Annotated in this window: 11 protein-coding genes and 1 pseudogene; 3 read left to right on the top strand and 9 right to left on the bottom strand. The window is 71.4% G+C overall.

The annotated features are described in order from the left end of the window. Positions 1–112: 112 nt before the first annotated feature. The 3 genes from ACI2L3_RS21650 to ACI2L3_RS21640 form a co-directional block, all read right to left on the bottom strand. The gene (locus ACI2L3_RS21650; RefSeq protein WP_404753985.1) at positions 113–2,179 is read right to left on the bottom strand and encodes a pectinesterase family protein; all 2,067 of its coding nucleotides are present in this window, start codon (positions 2,177–2,179) and stop codon (positions 113–115) included. 117 nt (positions 2,180–2,296) lie between these two features. Further along, positions 2,297–3,724 (bottom strand): polysaccharide deacetylase family protein, encoded by a 1,428-nt coding sequence (locus ACI2L3_RS21645; RefSeq protein ID WP_404753984.1) that lies wholly within the window; start codon positions 3,722–3,724, stop codon positions 2,297–2,299. Positions 3,725–3,901: 177 nt separating this feature from the next. Beyond that, the gene (locus ACI2L3_RS21640; RefSeq protein WP_404753983.1) at positions 3,902–7,663 is read right to left on the bottom strand and encodes a helix-turn-helix domain-containing protein; all 3,762 of its coding nucleotides are present in this window, start codon (positions 7,661–7,663) and stop codon (positions 3,902–3,904) included. A 190-nt stretch (positions 7,664–7,853) separates the two neighbouring features. Here ACI2L3_RS21640 and ACI2L3_RS21635 point away from each other — a divergent pair. Beyond that, positions 7,854–8,509, top strand: a pseudogene (locus ACI2L3_RS21635) (IS5 family transposase); the annotation flags it as partial. 43 nt (positions 8,510–8,552) lie between these two features. On the opposite strand, the gene ACI2L3_RS21630 reads toward ACI2L3_RS21635, so the two are convergent. The 6 genes from ACI2L3_RS21630 to ACI2L3_RS21605 all read right to left on the bottom strand — a co-directional run bounded on the left by ACI2L3_RS21630 (position 8,553) and on the right by ACI2L3_RS21605 (position 13,283). After that, positions 8,553–9,839, bottom strand: coding sequence for a PP2C family protein-serine/threonine phosphatase (locus tag ACI2L3_RS21630; protein ID WP_404753982.1), 1,287 nt, complete (start codon positions 9,837–9,839; stop codon positions 8,553–8,555). Then, complete coding sequence (locus ACI2L3_RS21625; protein ID WP_404753981.1) at positions 9,836–10,840, bottom strand: SpoIIE family protein phosphatase; 1,005 nt, start codon at positions 10,838–10,840, stop codon at positions 9,836–9,838. The genes ACI2L3_RS21630 and ACI2L3_RS21625 overlap by 4 nt, the downstream gene beginning before the upstream one ends. Continuing rightward, the gene (locus tag ACI2L3_RS21620) at positions 10,837–11,220 is read right to left on the bottom strand and encodes an anti-sigma regulatory factor (protein WP_404754049.1); all 384 of its coding nucleotides are present in this window, start codon (positions 11,218–11,220) and stop codon (positions 10,837–10,839) included. Before ACI2L3_RS21620 ends, ACI2L3_RS21625 begins: the two co-directional genes overlap by 4 nt. Positions 11,221–11,290: 70 nt before the next feature. After that, positions 11,291–11,710: an STAS domain-containing protein gene (locus ACI2L3_RS21615; RefSeq protein ID WP_404753980.1), complete on the bottom strand. Its 420-nt coding sequence runs from the start codon at positions 11,708–11,710 to the stop codon at positions 11,291–11,293. Positions 11,711–11,718: 8 nt separating this feature from the next. Then, a complete protein-coding gene (locus tag ACI2L3_RS21610; RefSeq protein ID WP_404753979.1) occupies positions 11,719–12,600 on the bottom strand; it encodes an STAS domain-containing protein in 882 nt (293 codons plus the stop codon). Between the two features lie 182 nt (positions 12,601–12,782). After that, positions 12,783–13,283, bottom strand: a complete 501-nt coding sequence (locus tag ACI2L3_RS21605) for a MarR family winged helix-turn-helix transcriptional regulator (protein ID WP_404753978.1) — start codon at positions 13,281–13,283, stop codon at positions 12,783–12,785. A gap of 121 nt (positions 13,284–13,404) precedes the next feature. Here ACI2L3_RS21605 and ACI2L3_RS21600 point away from each other — a divergent pair, with 121 nt between their 5' ends. Further along, on the top strand, positions 13,405–14,571 hold the full coding sequence (locus ACI2L3_RS21600) for a PP2C family protein-serine/threonine phosphatase (protein WP_404753977.1): 1,167 nt from the start codon (positions 13,405–13,407) through the stop codon (positions 14,569–14,571). Between the two features lie 93 nt (positions 14,572–14,664). Continuing rightward, the gene (locus ACI2L3_RS21595; protein ID WP_404753976.1) at positions 14,665–15,078 is read left to right on the top strand and encodes an ATP-binding protein; all 414 of its coding nucleotides are present in this window, start codon (positions 14,665–14,667) and stop codon (positions 15,076–15,078) included. The last annotated feature ends 30 nt before the right edge of the window (positions 15,079–15,108 follow it).

Genomic DNA, 15,108 nt, shown 5'->3' with positions numbered 1-15,108 from the left:
GGGCCCTGCCGCATACGAGTGGGGCCTCCATCACGCAGTGCTTTGGGTTCCGTTCGGCTCAGCCGTTCCGGGGCACAGGGGGCGTCCCGGCTTGTCCCCGAGCCGACGGGGTTCAGGCGGTGGGCTTCCAGTCGCCGAACCAGTCGGTGGTCTCCTGGGCAGCGGCCTGGGCGTCGGTCAGGTGCGGGCGGTCACTGTTGGCGGCGCCTGCACCCGGGCCCCCGTTGTTGTACTCGGCGAAACGGTCCTTCTTCCAGGAGAAGCCGCCCATGTCGGTCCAGGGAGCGGTCTTGACGGCCGCGCCGAGCTTGCTGTCGCGGATGGTGGTCTGCGGGTCGAGGGACGCGTCGCCGCCCGCGTGCCAGGGGCGGCCGAGGTGGAAGCTGCGGGCGGAGACGTCGCCGTCGATGGTGGTGCGCGTGATGAGGAAGCCCTTGCGTCCGGCCGGAGTGCTTGGCGCGGTGACATATCCGGCCGAGGTGCCGTTCCAGCGCTTCTTCAGGGTCAGGACGGACTTGTCGATCACCGCGGTGGCGCGGCCGAAAACGAAGTCGGTGTTGCCGATCACGTAGGAGTTGGTCAGGTACACCCGGCCCGTCTTCTCCTTGGCGGCCGTGTCCAGGAGCAGGGTGTCCTGGTCGCCGCTGACGATGAGGGCGTCCAGGCGGACCCGGTCGGCGGCGGTGCGCAGCGCCACGGCCTGCTGGTCCTTCAGCTGTTGGTGCCTGGCCTCGTCGAAGTCGTTGGAGATGGTGAGGTTGCGGGCCCGGAAGTCGTCGGCCTCCACGGCGACGGTCGCGCTGCCGCCGGTGCCGTAGGGGGTGCCGTCCGGCTTCTTCATGCCGGCGGCGTGGCCTTCGACGATCACGGTGTCCTTGCGGCTGCGGCCGGTGCCCTCGAACGTGACGTGCGGCTTGTTCGCGGGGACCTTGACCGTCTCGCGGTAGGTGCCGGGCTTGATGCGGATGACGACGCGTGAGGTGTTGCCCGCGGGGACGGCGTCGACGGCCTTCTGCACGCTCTTGTACTGGCCGCTGCCGTCCTTGGCCACGGTGAGGGTCCCCCGCGCGGCGGCCGCGGCCCGGGCCGCCGTCACCCCGATGGAAGGGCGCGGTCCGGCCCCGGACTTGAGGAGCGCGGGTACGTCGGCGGCCTTGTCGAGGGTGTAGCGGTAGTACGCCTTCGGGTCGAACGCCGTGCCGCCGCTCTCGTTGCGGCCCGTGGTGCGGGAGAAGACGTTGCCGCGCTGTACGAGGGCGGCGGTGCCGTCCTTGGTGACGGGGTTGTTCACGCCCTGGAAGTAGCTGTTCTCCAGGACCATTTTCGTCCTGCCGCGCGCGTAGTTGCCGTAGGACGAGGTGACGCCGGTGCCGGGGTCGTCCTGGAGGAAGTTGTTGTAGAGGTGGGCGTGGGCGACGTTGTCGGTCGAGGGGTTGCGCTGCTCGGTCTCGCGGAACCAGTTGTGGTGGATCGTGAGGTCGGCGGTGGCGTTCTCGGTCCAGCCGATGCCGAACGTCTTGTTGTTGTCGCTCAGCCTGTTCCAGGACACCGTCACGTTGGTGGTGTCCTTGCGGCTGTCGATCAGGCCGTCGGCCATGTGCCGCAGATCGTTGTGGTCGATCCACACGTGGTGCGCGCCGTCCATCTGGATGGCGTCCCAGTCGTGGTCCTTGTCGTTCCAGGTCCCTTCGTAGGAATCCCGGATCGTGAGGTTCCGGATGATGACGTTGTGCACGCCCTGGCCGAGGAAGAAGCCGCCGCCGACGATCTGCCCCGAGGTGCCCGCGCCCACGATCGTCTTGTCCGAGGCGACCTTGATCTCCTTGCCCTTCGGGTTCATGGGGATCGTGGCGGCCACGACGATGACGTAGGGCTCCTTCGCGGTCGCGTACTTCTCCAGGTCGGCGAGGGTCCGCACGGTGACCGTCCGCCCGCCGCGGCCACCGTAGGTGCCCTTCTGCCCCAGCGCGTGGACCGAGGCGAAACCGTCGGCCGCGTCGTTCGCCCAGGCCGGTGCGGGGGCGGCGGCGGCCCGCGGCTGCGCGTCCGCGCCGAAGACCCCGAAGGCACCGCCGTAGGCCAGGGCTCCCGCGGCGGCCAGCGCCAGCGGGACCCCTGCCACCAGGGCCGTCTTCTTTCTGCGGTGCCGGGCCCTGCCGTGGCTGTGCGGCTCAGTCATGCGTCGTTTCCCATCTGTACGTACGTGGGGGGCGCCCGTGAGACACGGGCCGCTCAACAGTTGCCGCCGGTTCGAGGATGGTTGCCGCGAGGACCGTGCAACCGAAGGTGGCGGGCCTCAGAGCGTGGCCCGCAGATGGCTCACCGTGACGAAGTGCATGCCCTTGGCGGTGAGAGTGCGCAGGATCTGCGGTACGGCGGCCACGGATGTCGGGTGAATGTCGTGCATCAGGACGACACTGTTGCGCCGCGCCTTGGCGATGACTTTCCGGGCGACCTTGGCGCTGTCCCGGTACTTCCAGTCCTCGGTGTCGATGTCCCACAGCGCGGGCGAGAGCGTGGTGGCGGCCTTCACCCGGGTGTTGACCGCGCCGTAGGGCGGCCGGAAGAGAGTGGGGGTCTTGCCGGTCGCTGCCTTGATCGCGGCGCTGGTGCGACCCAGCTGGGAGGCGGCCTGCCGGGAGGTGAGCTTGGTGAGGTCGGGGTGGTTCCAGGAGTGGTTGCCGATCTCGTGACCGGCCCTCGCCTCGGCTCGTACGAGTTCGGGATGGGTTGCCACGTTCTGGCCGACGACGAAGAAAGTGGCCCGCGCCTTGTACCGGGCGAGGTGATGCAGCAGGCTCGCGGACTCCGGGGCAGCCGGGCCGTCGTCGAAGGTCAGAGCGATGCACTTGACCTTCTTGCAGTCGGTGTCGTCGTCGGCGGAGGCGGTGTGGGTGGGCACGGCCGCGGGCGTGCGGGTGGAGCCCAGATCCAGGCCGTCGCCGGGGTGCTCGCTCTGCTTCTGGGCGCGCTTGCCGAAGGGGGACAACCAGGGCGTGGTCGCCGCCTCGGTGAGGGACACGACATAGGCCCCGGCCGCAGCGCCTCCCACGGCGCCCGGAGCGACGTGCACCCGGAGACCGCCGTCGGCGGTGAAGGACAGATCGCCGAGGAGGTCGGCGAGGTCCCTGGTGTCGGCAAAGGCCTCGTCAAGAAGGGCGGGGTCCACTCCCTCACGGCCCTTGAGCCGCTTCTTCAAGGCGGCGACAAAGGCATTCCGTGAGCCGTCGGCGACGAGGTCGAGCGCCGGGTGGTAGGCGCCGTCCTTCCCGTCGTACCAGTAGCTCTTGGCCGTCCGCGGGTTACCCGCCCCACTGCTGTCCAGGGTGGTGAGTCGAACTCCGAGCACGTCCCCGGAGGCGGCCAGGAAGCGGTGGCTGATGTTGAGCTCGCCGACCGCGGTCGAGTCGCTGCCGCACCTGCTGGAGCGGAAAGTGGCCAGGCGCTGGTCGACGTCCTTCTTCAGCGCGGCCGTCATCGCCCTTGCCCCGGGCACCTTCGGGTAGCTGACGGCAAACGGGCAGGAGCCGTGCTCACTGCTGTCGCTGACGATCTCCAGACCCTTGATCTTCGAAGGGTCGACCGCCGGGGCCCCAGGAGAGGACGGTCCAGCCTGTGCCCGGGCAGGAGAGGACTCCACGACTCCGGCGCCGTCGGAGCAGGCGGTCAAGGTGCATGCACCGAGGAGGAGAAGCGCCGTGGGAACAAGGATGTGAGTACGCATGCGGAGAACCTGGTGGGAAGAGGACGTGCCGGGCATCACGGAACGGACGCCGGTCGGCCGCCCTGCACCCGGAGCGCGCGGACGGCCGTTGTGCTCTCGATGTTCCAGGTCAGAGGCGTTTTTCAGCGACCCCCGGGGTCACCCTGAACAATTCTCGTCCCACAATCCCAGCTCTTCTCACCGCGGCGCGGGGCACACCTCCCGGTACGGGGCGTCGGGTACGTAGGTGTGCCACTGGACCCGGGTGAGTCCGCCACCCGCTCGTTCGCACATGGCGCGGACGGCATGATCCGGGGCGATGGGCAGCGCCTGCAGCGGGACGTGCGGGCCCGCGGCATAGACCGTGCCCCCGTCCCGCGCGAAGGAGAGGGAGTCGATCTCGTCACCGGACGTGGGCAGGTCGCCGCCGAGCAGCCGCTGGCCGTCGGAGTCCCACAGCCGCAGCGTGCCACCCATCCCGCCCACGGCGAAGGTGTCTCCGTCGGCGGAGAACGCGAGCGCCGTGACAGGCTCCGGCCGGCCCCGGGGCACCGTATCGGCGGTACCGGTCAGCACGCCCGTACGCCGCCGGATGCCGCCGTCCCACAGGGTGACGTGCCCCGTCTCGTCACCGACCGCCAGCCGGGTGCCATCGGGGCTGAAGGCGAGCGCGGTGACCTGCCGGCCGTCGGCCAGCGAACGCCCGGTGGCCTCGCCGGACGCCAGGTCCCCGTACGCGTCACCGTGACTGGCCAGCAGCCGGCCGTCCGGTCGGACCGCCATGGCGGTCTCGGACAGGCCGCGCAGGGTCCGCTGCCTGCGGTGGCGGGCGGTGTCCCAGACCTCGGCGCCGCTTTCGTCGGAGCGAACGGCCAGCAGGGTCCGCCCGCCGGGACCCAGGGCAAGGCCGGACGCAGGATGGTCATCGGCACCGGCGGTGTCGAAGACCGTGCGCACCTTGTGTTCCGGTACGTCCCAGATCGTGAACCGCAGCCGCAGCGAGCCGCGCGCGGAGGTGGTGTCGGCGACGGCGAGCGACCGGCCGTCCGGACTGAACGACAGCAGAGGGCCGGCGTTCTCCGGTGAGGGCATCGATCCGAGCCGGGCCCTGGCGAGCATCCTGCCGGTGCGCGTGGAGCGCAGCTCGAAGCGGTAGCCGTGGCCGGAGCGCGTGACGGTGGCCAGAGAGGTGCCGTCGGGGCTCAGGGCGGTCGCGTCCGCCTCGGTGTCCTGCCATCGGGGGCGCAGGCGCTCGGTCAGGTCGTAGCTGTGGACGGTGGCGCCGTCCAGGTAGTGCAGGGTGCGTCGCCCGCCCGGGGCCCAGGTCAGCCCCTTCACCTCCGCGCCGGACAGCGGCCGCTCGTAGGCGAGGGTGCCTCCGCTGTCCAGGCGCCACACGGCGATCTGCTGGTCGTCGGCCGTGGCGAGGAACCGACCGTCAGCGGAGAGGGCGAGCTGTGTGAACCCGGTGATGCCGCCGCTTTCGAAGTCGGCGACCGTGCGCCTGCCGGCCACGTCCCAGACGGAGATCGCCGTGCCGTGGGCGACGGCCAGCCGTCGACCGTCCGCGCTGAACTTCAGCAGGCGGGATCCGTCGTCCGCGCCCGAGCCGGTGCCGCAGACGGTGTTGTCGGCCTTGTCCCACTCACCCGTCAGCCGTCGGTGCCGGGCGGTGTCCCACACCTGCGGCCGGCCTCGGGCAGGGCACAGCGCCAGCAGCCGACCGCCCGGACCCACGGCCGTCATGCCCGTGCTGCCCGGGGCATCGGCCGAGAAGGCGGTTTTGGCGCCGTCGGTCCGCCGCAGCCGCAGCGAGCCCTCGTCCCCTGTGGGAGCGGTGAGGTACGCGCTTCCGTCCTCGGAGGCGTCCACCAAAGCGGCATCGCCGAGTTCGGCGGCGGGCTTCCCGGCGGCGAGGTCCCACAGCACCTCACCGTCCTGCCCGGAGAGGTTCAGGGAACGGGCGTCGGGGCCGGCGGCGTAGACCTCCATGCCGCTGGGCAGGCGGTAGGTCGCCTTACGCCGGTGGTCGGCGACACGCCACACCCTCACCGTGCGGCCCGCGACACTGACGAGGCTCCGGCCGCGGTCGGTGAGGAAGCGCCGGGCGTCACTGCCCGTCTGCGGATCCGTGAAGGTGTCCCGCTCCGGCTGGGCCAGCGAGGCCAGCAGCGCGGAACGGGACTCCGTCAGCGGGGCGAGCTTCCAGGACGCGACGCCGAGCAAGGCGGCGGTGCGGGGGTCACTGGCGCGCAGGCTCTCGGCGATCGTGGCAAGGTGTCGGGCGGCGGCCTTCGCGGATTCCTGCTCGCTCGTCCGGTCACGCTGCCAGGCGAGCAGGCCGGCCGCCAGCGCGCACACGAGGAACACCGAAAGTCCCACGGCGAGCGCGCGCGTGCGTCGGGCGGTCCGTGCCCCGGCGGCCCGCTCCGCGTCCCGGCCCGCCCCCGACGCGCGGAGAAAGGCCCGCTCCAGCGGAGACAGATCGTCGTCCTCGGCCTGTCGCCCGGTCTGCGTCACGGGGAACAGCTCCTCGGCCTGGGCCAGCCGGGTGCCCCGGTACAGGGCACCGGGATCGCGGTCCAGCCCGTCCCAGGCATGGGCGGCGTCGCCGAGCAGACGCTGCGCGTGCAGCCGCTCACGGCTCTCCTCGATCCAGCCGGCCAGCCGAGGCCAGCTCGTGATGAGGGCCTCGTGGGCCAGCTCCACCGTGTCGCCGTCGAGGGTGATCAGACGGGCGGCGGCAAGACGTTCCAGCACCTCAAGGGTGTCCGGTCCGGTCAGTTCCGCGCGGGACGCCGGGCGGCGCGTGTCAGGGGCACCCGCAGACAGCGGCGAACCCCGTTCGAGAGCGGAGCCGCCGGGAGCGATCAGCCGCAGCAGGATGCGACGGGCCGTCCGTACCTGCCACGCGGTCAGGTCGCCGTACACCTGCTCGGCCGTGGCGGCGATCGCGCCGCGTACCCCGCCCGCCTCCTCGTATCCAGCCAGCGTCAGCGTGCGGCCCCGGCGACGGCGCCAGGTCTCCAGCAGTGCGTGCGAGAGCGTGGGCAGCGCACCCGGCTGGTCACCGACCTCCTCGACGATCCGGGCGGTCAGCGCTCGCTCCACGTTCAGGCCCGCTGCGGTGGCCGGGCCAGTGATCACCTCGCGCAGCTCGTCCTCCTTCATGGGCCCGACCAGCAGATTGGCGCGGCTGACGGCCTCGGCCAGCTCCCGATGAGCGGCGCAATGGCCGTAGAAGTCACCACGCACCGCGACCACCACTCGCAGACGGCTCTCCGGCTCACGCGCGCCGAGCAGCAGGTCGAGGAAGCGATCCCGCTCCTCGCGGTCCCGGCAGAGAGTGAACAACTCCTCGAACTGATCGACGATCACCCATGTGTCCAACTCGCCGTCCTTGGCGAGGAGCACCTGTCCGTGCGTGTGCGCGGGCCGCTCACCGGGGGTGAGGACCCGGATCACTGCCGGGCGGTCCCCACCCCCGGCGTCCCTCAGCAACGGGACGAGCCCGGCCCTCAACAGCGAGGACTTCCCGCTGCCGGACGGGCCGAACACCGCGGCGAACCGGTGCGCGCTCACCAGGCCCAGCAACTCGGCGACCAGTGCTTCCCTGCCGAAGAACAGGTTGCTGTCAGTCGGCTCGAAGCGGGCCAGTCCACGGTAGGGAGCCCGCTCGTCGTCCGCCGGAGCGCGCAGCTCGGCCTCCGCCTCCCGCCAGCGAGCCTCCCACTCGTCCGGGTCGGCACCCAGCGCCTCCACATACGCGCGCACCACCCCGAGCGTCGGCAGCTGGTCGCCGGCCGCAGCCTGTGACAGCGCGGTCGTGGAGTAACCGGCGCGCTCGGCCATCTCCCGGTACGGCGGCTTTCCGGCCTTCTCCCTGAGCAGGCGCAGGTCGTGTGCGAGGCGCTGCACCGGGCCGGCGCTGGGGTCCACCGGTTTCTCGCGTCGGCCCACCTGGTGGCACCTTTCAATTCAATCTTCAAGCACAGGAACGGTCGCCCAACCTACGTTTGCAGCCACCTGGAGGCAATCCGGGCCCGCCGGGATGTGGGACGCGCCGTACCGGCTGATCGACGACGGGCGGCGGGACCGGACACGGGTCAGCAGATCCCGGCACCGTGCTCGCGCTCCGCGGCTACGGAGGATCGAGCCGTTGCTCCCGGACCGGACGCCGAAGCGTGGTGGCCGCCGGCGGGATCACCGTGAGGTGATCGATGCGATCGCGTTCAAGTTCCGGACCGGAACGCAGTGGGTGCATCTGCCGGAGAAGTACGGTGCCTGGCGAGGCGTCTACAACCGGTTGCGGATGTGGGCCGTCGACGGCACCTGGGAGCGGGTGTTCACCGCGCTGATGGCCTGGGCCGACGCCAATGAGGACCTGGCCCGGGCGGTGTCGGTGGACTCCACGATCGTGCGAGCTCACCAGCACGCGGCCGGGGCCCGCAAAAAGGGGCCCCGGGCGGCGAACCGGCCGACCACGCCATCGGCCGGTCCCGTGGTGGGCTGACGGCCGAAGTCCACCTCGCAGCCGATGCCCGCTGCCGGCCCCTCGCGTTCGTTCTGACTGCGGGACAGGCCGGCGATGCACCGGCCTTCACCGACGTCATGGCCCGCCTGCGTGTTCCCCGGCGACGTGGCCGGCCGCGCACCCGGCCGGACATGGCCCTGACGGACAAGGCCTACTCATCCCGTGCGATCCGCGGCCACCTGCGCAAGCGCGGCATCCGGGCGGTGATTCCCATCCCGGCGGATCAGCGTGGCCACCGGCTGCGGCGGGGCAGCCGGGGCGGCAGGCCACCCCGGCATCTTCCTCCGGTCCGCCCGCTGACCCAAACGAAAGCCCCTAGTTCGCCGTACGCCGCATCACGAGCGCCAGTGTGTCGTCCTGGTGGAGCACGTCGCTGAGCAGGTCCTCGGCCAGCAGGCCGGGGATCAGCTCGGTCGGTCGTGCGCGGTGCCGGCACAGGGCTTCCTTGAGCCGGGCCTCGCCCGCGATGGGGTCCCGGCGGCTCTCGGTGAGGCCGTCGGTGTAGAGGAGCAGCACGTCGTCGGGTTCCATCGTGGTGGTCAGCACGCGGTCGCTGCCGGGCAGCGGGAAGCCGATGCCCCGGCCGCGCACCTCGAGGTAGGTCGCGCTGCCGTCCCCGTGGGCGAGCAGGGCCGGCGGGTGGCTGCCGTTGGCCAGGGAGAGCTTGCCCTCGACCGGGTCGAGGCGGGCGAGGAGCAGGGTGGCCATGACGTTCTGGTCGAAGGGCGCCAGGATCGTGTCGGTCCGGGCCACGATGCTCTCCAGCGGGTGCCCTTCGAGGGCGAGGGTGCGGACCGCGTGGGTGACGGTCAGCGCGGTGCGGGTGCTGGTGATCCCGTGGCCGATCGCGTCGACGACGGTGATGTGGACGGTCCCGTCCGGCAGGGTGAACCAGTCGTAGAGGTCTCCGCCGGTGGGGGCGTCGTCGCTGGCCGGGGCGTAGTGGACGGCCAGCTCCAGGCCTTGGACGTGCAGCGGTCTGGGGCGCAGCGCGTCCTCCAGGGCGCGCAGGGTGCGGCCGTGCGCCGTGCGGAGCTGCTCGTCGCGCTCTTCGAGCTGTACGTAGAGGGCGAGGACCCCGCTGTTCGTCTCGGCCAGTTCGTGCTTGAGCCGCTGGTGTTCGTCGGCCAGGGCGTCCGCGCGGGCCAGCGCCGCCCGGAGCTCCTCCTCAAGGAGGGCGACGTCGGTCTCGCCGTGCTGCGCGGCCGCGGCGGGGGTGGCCGACGGCCGGCTCGCGGGCAGGCCGCCGGTGAAGGAGGGGCCCTGGCCGTAGGAGCCGGGGGCCGGCAGCGGCAGGTTCCAGACGACCGTGCCGTCCGGCTGGGTCCGCGCGCGCAGCGGCAGCCGGTCCGTGGCGATCTGCGCACCGGTGCTCTGGTGCGGCAGCCGCAGGGCGAGGGTCAGCAGGTGGGCGCCGTCCTCGCCCGTCTCGCGGCCGCTCAGGAGGGTGACGGGGCGGCCGCGGCCGAGGGCCGCGGCGGCCACCTCGCTCAGCGACAGGACGAGGCGCGCCCGGTCGTCGGCGGGCAGCCGGTGGCCGAGGGCGATGCTTCGTACGGTGTGCCGGAGGGCCGTGAGCGTACGGAGGGTTTCGCGGGTCATCTCATTCCCAGGTGGGGGCCGAGGGCCAGGATGGTGGCGTCGTCACGACGGCGGCGGTGGGTGTGGGCCAGGGAGGCCGCAAGGAGCACCGGGGGCAGCGTGAGGCGCGCGTCGGTGGGGGCATAGGTCCACCGGTGGTCGATCCCGTCGGTGTACAGGACCACGGTGGTGTGTTCGGACAGCTCCACGAACCGGCTCCTGGGCCTGGGGAGGTTGTAGCCGACGATGCCGGCGTGCCCGGTGAGCTGGCGGTGGATGCCTTGGGAGGAGAGGGTCACGGCGCGGACGTTGCCGATGCCGCAGAACTCGGCCTGGCCGCCGGTGGTGCGCAGGGCCGCGACGGCGGCGCCGCGGGTGTGCCGCAGCGCCTTGTGCAGTGCGGTGAGGATGTCGGCCAGCGGGGCGGCGGGGTTCGCCAGGAAGGTGCGTTCGGCGCGCTGGGCGGCCGTGGCGGCCTCGGGGCCGTGACCGAGGCCGTCGATCATCAGCACGGTCCGGGCGCCGTCGTGCTCGGCCACCGCGTACCCGTCGCCGCTTTCGTCCTCGCCGTCGGCGGGCAGACACAGCGCGCCCGGGGCGCCCGCGACGCGCGGCGTGTCCGGCGCGGCGAGGCGGGCGTGGACGAGCGTGCCGAAGCCGGCTTCGGAGCGGATGACGAAGTCGGTGGCGATGCGGCGCGCGGCTCCGAGGCCCGCTCCTATCGTCTTGGTGGTGCTGTAGCCGTCGACGAGGCTCCGGGCGACGTCGGGCATGCCGGGGCCGCTGTCGACCGCGACGACGTCCAGGCCGTCGCCGAGCGGCGACCGCTGGACGAACACGGCGCCGTTCCTGGCGTGCTTGACGATGTTGCTGGCCAGTTCGCTGGCCAGCACGGCCGCCTGGTCGGGCAGCGCGCCGGGCATGCCGCGCGCCGCCGACCTGGCCTGGTCGGCCGCGCTCTGCACCGCGCTGGGGTGGTCGATGGCGATGTGCAGAGTGCGTACCGCCGCTCCGGCGCTCACCGTCGCCCGTTCCAGCGCACGGCGGTGACGGTCGTGCCCCGGCCCGGGGCGGTCTGCACCTTGAACTCGTCCATGAGGCGGCGCGCGCCGCCCAGACCGTGTCCGAGGCCGGCCCCGGTGGTGTACCCGTCGATGAACGCCTGGTCGAGGTCGGCGATGCCCGGCCCCTGGTCGCTCACCGTCAGCCGCAGCCCGCGTCGGTCGCCCTGTCCGATGATCTCCAGGGCGAGGGAGCCACCGCCGCCGTGCACGTAGGCGTTGCGGGCCAGTTCGCTGGCGGCCGTGACGATGCGCGTCTGGTCCACGAGGCCGAAGCCGGCCCGGAGCGTCGCTTCGCGCACCGCGTGGCGCACCGCGAGCAGGTCCTCCTCCGCCCGGATGGCGTGCTCGCTGCGGACGGGCTCGGCGTCGGCACGGGTCTGGGCGGGGACGGTGCGCGTTTCTTCGAGGTCACCGTAGAGGGACACCACGGCTCCCCTTGGGTGATCGGTCCGGGCTCCCCTTGGACGACCGGGACGACGGCTGCCAGCCCAGCGCGATCATGCCCTGCTCCGCGTTGAGTGTGGTCTCCACACCGGACAGCTGCAGCCCCAGTTCGACCAGGGTGATGGCGACCGCCGGGCGCATGCCGGCCACTATCACCCGGGCTCCCAGCAGCCGCGCCGTGGTCGTCAGTTCCATGAGCGTACGAGCCACGAACGAGTCGATGATCTCGAGCCGTGAGATGTCGATGAGGATCGCGCGCGCACGGTCGGCGACGATGCGCTCCGTCAGCTCCTCGGTGAAGGCGATCGCCGCCCTGTCGTCGAGTTCGTTGAGCAGCCCGGTGACGAGCACGTCACCGAGGCGCAGGATCGGTACGCCGCTCAAGCCGCCGCTCACCGGGCGTCCGCGAAAATGGCCCGCTGTTCCGGCTGGTCCGTGAGCATCGGGATGGCGGCGGCGAGGGCGTCGGCGAGCGTCGCGCGGGTCAGGATGGGCGACAGATCGATGCCGAGCTGCGCGATGATCTGCGCGATCGGCGGGCGGATGCCGCTGATCACACAGTCGGCGCCCATCAGCCGCACGGCGTTGACGGTCTGCATGAGGTGGTGCGCCACCGCGGTGTCGACCGTGGGGACACCGGTGATGTCGATGATGGCGACCTGCGCCTCGTCCCGCTCGATGGCCTCGAGCAGGTTCTCCATCACGACCTGGGTACGGGTCGTGTCGAGCGTGCCGATCAGCGGGACGGCAAGGACCCGGTCCCAGATGCGCACCACTGGCGTGGAGACTTCCAGGAGCTGACGGCTCTGGCGCCGGATGATCTCCTCGCGGCCCTCGACGAAGATCTCGAAGGAGATGGCGCCCGCGGTGTCGAGGAGCCGGTTGATGAACAGGGCGGCTTGGTAGAGGGCGGTGACGTCGCGCGTCTCCTGCTGCACCGCTTCCAGCAGCGCTTCCTTGAGCGCCAGCACGGCCATGTAGGTGGCCGTGGGGGTGGCGCCTCCTCTGGCGCGGCGCATCGAGAGGTCCGTGATGGCCTGCCGCAGAGTGCGGTGCGAGGCCACCACGTCCTGGACGGGGTGGCCGGCCTCCAGGCCGGCGAGCAGCGTCTCGACCAAGGAGTCGGCTTCCTCGTTCAGCTCGTCCTCGGTGATGCCTGTCTCCAGGACCGCCTGTTCCGACTGAAGCTGCACCCAGCGATCGGCCACCTTCTCCCCCTGCTCGCGCAGGGCGGCAATGACGCGCAACCGGGCCTCGGGCTCACTGGTGTTCATTCCATCCACCTTAGCAATTGTTGTCGCACGGCAAATGTTAACCGAGGTCGACGATCATCCGAAGGCAGAGGCTACGACGCGTCAACTGCACGTTCCAGCGGCTCCGTTGCGTCGTGGCCGGGCCACGACCGTCTGCGAGTACCGGGATACGCCGGAAGTAAACCCACGCGTTCAGGCGAACGTCAGGCGGACTCCGCCGCGTGGTCGCCCGCCGAGCCGGGCCGCGGCGCGGTGCACTCCACCGACCTGTGGAACCCGCTCAATCCCTTGACCAGGGCGGAGCGCTCCGCGGGCCGCATCTCCGAGATGGCTTCGAGCAGCGCACTCTCCCGGCGGGCCCGGAGTTCGTTGAGGTAATTTTCTCCCCGGCTCGACAAGCGCAGTTCGAGCTCGCGGCGACTGGCAGAACTGAGGGACCGCTCGATGAAGCCCAACGCATGGAGGCGGTCGCACATACGACTCACCGAGGACGGCGCCGACCCCAAGTACTCACCGAGGGTGCGCAGGTTGATCCCCCGCGCACCGTCCAGGGCGTAGAGCACGCGCAGCTGCGACGACGACACCGGTGCCGTCGTCGTGATGTCCCTGCCTCTGCTCCACAGCACCTCGAGCAGTTCGATGACTTCCCGGGCAGCATGCGCGGCCGCATCCTGCCCGTCCCCGGCGGAAGTTTCGGAATCCATGCCCTCAACTGTGACACTTCGCAATGATCCTGTCAGTCGCTGAGGCATGGCAGGCCGACGGCTCCTTCGCAAGCTCTTCCCGTATCAGAACGACCGAACAGGAACAGGTGGTACCCGACAAGTGGACAGATACACGGCCGTGGAACGTGCGCTGCGCAGATCCGCACCGCACGCTCTCATCGAAGCAGTGCGGGACGCGCTCGCCGTCCACTACGCGGCCGACTCCGTGGAACTGCTCATGGCCGACTACGCGATGACCATACTCCAACCGGTCAACGCCCTTCCGGAAACCGCGACACCCGTGCCGGCCCACTCCGGTGCGGTCGGCCGCGCGTTCGGCTCGCAGGAACCCCGCGTCGAGACCGATGGCCAAGAGGGCCTGAGCACCGCCCACCTCCCCGTGACCGTGCGCGGCGACCGCATCGGCGTCCTCAGCGTGCGGCTGCCCGCCGAGGCCTGCGATCCCGCCACCGTGCGCGAACTCGCCGAGGTGGCCGAGGTGCTGGCCCACCAGATCGTCGTGGCGGAGCGCGACACCGACCTCTACCTCCAGGCCCGGCGGGCCGACCGGCTCACCCTCGCCGCCGAGATGCAGTGGCAGTTGCTGCCCGGCTGCTCCAGCTCGCGTCCCGAGTACGACATCGGGGCCCAGCTCGAACCGGCGTACGCCATCCACGGTGACAACTTCGACTGGTCGGCCTCGGCCGACCGGCTCACCCTCACCGTCACCAACGGGATGGGCGAAGGCATCCAGGCCGCCCTGCTCACCAACCTCGCGGTGAACGCGCTGCGCAACGCCCGGCGCGCCGGGCTGTCCCTGGCCGATCAGGCGTGCCTGGCCGACCAGGCCGTCTACGGCCACTTCCAGGGCGCGGCCCATCTCGCCGTGCTGCTCCTGCGCTTCGACCTCGCCACGGGAAACGTGGAGATCGTCGACGCGGGGTCCCCGAAGATGTGGCGGATGCGGGACGGCCGGCCCGAGCCCATCGAACTGGACGCGCAGCTTCCGCTCGGCATGTCCGAGGACACGCCGTACAGCACGGAGCACTTCCGCGTCCGGCCCGGCGACCGGCTCCTGTTCGTCAGCGACGGCGTCTACAACACGGCGTCACCGACGGGAGAGCGCTACAGCGAGCGCGCGCTCACACGCGCCATGACGAACACCCGCCTCCTGCCGCCCTCGCAGGTCCCGCGCGCGGTGCTCAAGGAGCTCTCGGGGTACCGGGGGCCGATCGACGCCGACGACGACGCGATGATCGTGTGCCTCGACTGGCGGGGCCGCGACTGAGGCAACGGGGCGTTGAATCCGCCGCTTTTCGGGCAAGAGTTCCTTTCGTACGACCATGACTCGGCTCTGCCGACTCGACGAAGGAGGAGGCTCATGCGGACACAGCACATACCGCTCGACACCGGACCGCCGGCTTCGGCCACCTTCGACAAGAGGCCGGAAGCGGTCTCCGACGCGAGGGACCTGACCCGTAGTTACGTCGCAGGACTCACCCCTGCCGTGGACGACGAGAACGCCGCGAGCATCGAGCTCGTCGTCTCCGAACTCATCACCAACGTGGTGCGCCACGCACGCGGCGCCCTGTGCTCGCTCCGGCTGCACGCCCGGCCCGGCGTCATCACGATCGCCGTCTCCGACGCGGATCCGCGGCCGCCGCGGGAACGGGCCCCCGACTTCGAGGGAGGCACCGGCGGGTTCGGCTGGCCCATGGTGCAGCAGCTGGCGAGAGCCGTGGGCGTGACGCGCGGCCCGACCGGCAAGACGATACGGGCGGAACTGGCGCGGTAGCACCCCGGCGCCCGGCCGCGTGCCCCGCGC

Source organism: Streptomyces sp. NPDC029674 (assembly GCF_044903205.1).
In the GTDB taxonomy this organism is placed as follows: domain Bacteria; phylum Actinomycetota; class Actinomycetes; order Streptomycetales; family Streptomycetaceae; genus Streptomyces.
The sequence above is the reverse complement of the archived record's forward strand: the minus strand, read 5'-3'. Positions and strand labels throughout refer to the sequence as shown.